Here is a 1,395-nt window from a genome sequence, read left to right as displayed (position 1 = left end):
AGTTGGATAGCGAAACCAAAGCAGGCGCAATGGTAGACATGCAAATACCTAACCTTGAAATGGCAATCGAGGAGTTAGGTATATGACACAATCACAGCGAGTAGCGGTTAATCATGCTTTGGAAAGTGTGATGAGTGCAAAGAGCCTTGTAGACCTAGCGAGATACCAAAAAGAGCCACAGAAACTCATTAGCATGTTGCTTAGAGTGACTAACCTTGATGAGATTGAGACACGGTTGCAGACACTCAAAGGCAGGGTGTAACTGTGGATAAGTGGGACTATATCAGACAATATCAACAAGCAGGCGCTTATGTATTTATGGCGTTACCTAATCAAAAGTACAATGCGGTTGAGGGTGGGTTTAATAATAGCTTTGCTGACGGGGATGAGTTAAGGCAGTGGATAACTCAACATCCAGAGTATCAAAATGGCAACGTTGGGATAGACCTATCAAAGAGTAATCTAGTTGTCGTTGATATTGATAAGCATGAGCAGAATGGTATGGCTAGTATTTTGGCATGGTTTAAAAGTCATAACGTCAACCCTGATACATTGCAAGATACCTATGTAGAACAAACACCAACAGGCGGACTACATGCGTTCTATCTCATCCCCAGCGGACAAGATAAACCAAAACATGTGATCAATGCGATTAAAGGTGTAGACGTTTTGAGCAATACAGCAGTGATGACAGCACCATCCACAATGACAGGCGGGCAATATCGACAAATTACACCTTTTGACAAAATTAAGCCCGTACCAACGTGGGTATATGACTTAGCAAATGGTTTGGGTACTGATAGACCTAGTCATACTTACAAGGCAAAATATAGCCTTGCAGACAGGTGGAAAATGACAATTAATGGCTTTGTGACAGGCGAACGAAATAATCAAGCTATGAGTTTAGCAGGTTATCTGTTTGCCATTGATGTCACACCACAAGATATTTATGACATTATGCAGTCAGTCAATGAACGGAGTAACGAACCATTACCCGATCATGAACTCAATACCGTATATATGAGTGCTAGAAGACGTGAGGAGAAAAAACGAGCAAGGATGAGTGAGTATGGCAGAGATTGACACAACAGCATTACCAACAAGGCAGACTATCCCTGATTGGTTAAACACAAATGATAACGGGGATGTGAAAGGCATTGACACTTTGAAATTGAGTGAAGCAATCATCAAAGATAGCCCCGTCATTGGTGTACCTTTCAATGGGAGCATTAGATACTACAAATACAATGGCATATCATGGGAAAACCTAACCGAGAAATCAGCAAGGGCTTATATTGAACGTGAAGCATTAGAAAAGTTGAAACGATACCATGCTTACAATGTGAAGCGCATGCAAGACGTGAGCAAGACAACACTTATTCAAACGATTAGTGA

Annotated in this window: 2 protein-coding genes and 1 pseudogene; all 3 read left to right on the top strand. The window is 41.4% G+C overall.

Going from position 1 to position 1,395, the window contains the following annotated elements:
• Nucleotides 1-82 precede the first annotated feature (82 nt).
• A complete protein-coding gene (locus IEU71_RS10090; RefSeq protein ID WP_004910696.1) occupies nucleotides 83-262 on the top strand; it encodes a hypothetical protein in 180 nt (59 codons plus the stop codon).
• 2 nt (nucleotides 263-264) lie between these two features.
• Entirely contained in the window at nucleotides 265-1,083 is an 819-nt protein-coding gene (locus tag IEU71_RS10085) for a bifunctional DNA primase/polymerase (RefSeq protein WP_188349661.1), read from the top strand.
• A pseudogene (locus IEU71_RS10080) lies at nucleotides 1,070-1,395 on the top strand (hypothetical protein); the annotation flags it as partial. The gene IEU71_RS10085 and the pseudogene IEU71_RS10080, both read left to right, overlap by 14 nt.

The sequence above is a fragment of the Leuconostoc falkenbergense genome (assembly GCF_014634805.1).
Lineage (GTDB): Bacteria > Bacillota > Bacilli > Lactobacillales > Lactobacillaceae > Leuconostoc > Leuconostoc falkenbergense.
This window is presented reverse-complemented; position numbering and strand designations above follow the sequence as displayed.

What these genes read in the sequence shown, in the direction of transcription:
- IEU71_RS10090 (WP_004910696.1), top strand. Translation starts at nt 83, where the DNA reads ATGACACAATCACAGCGAGTAGCGGTTAATCATGCTTTGGAAAGTGTG.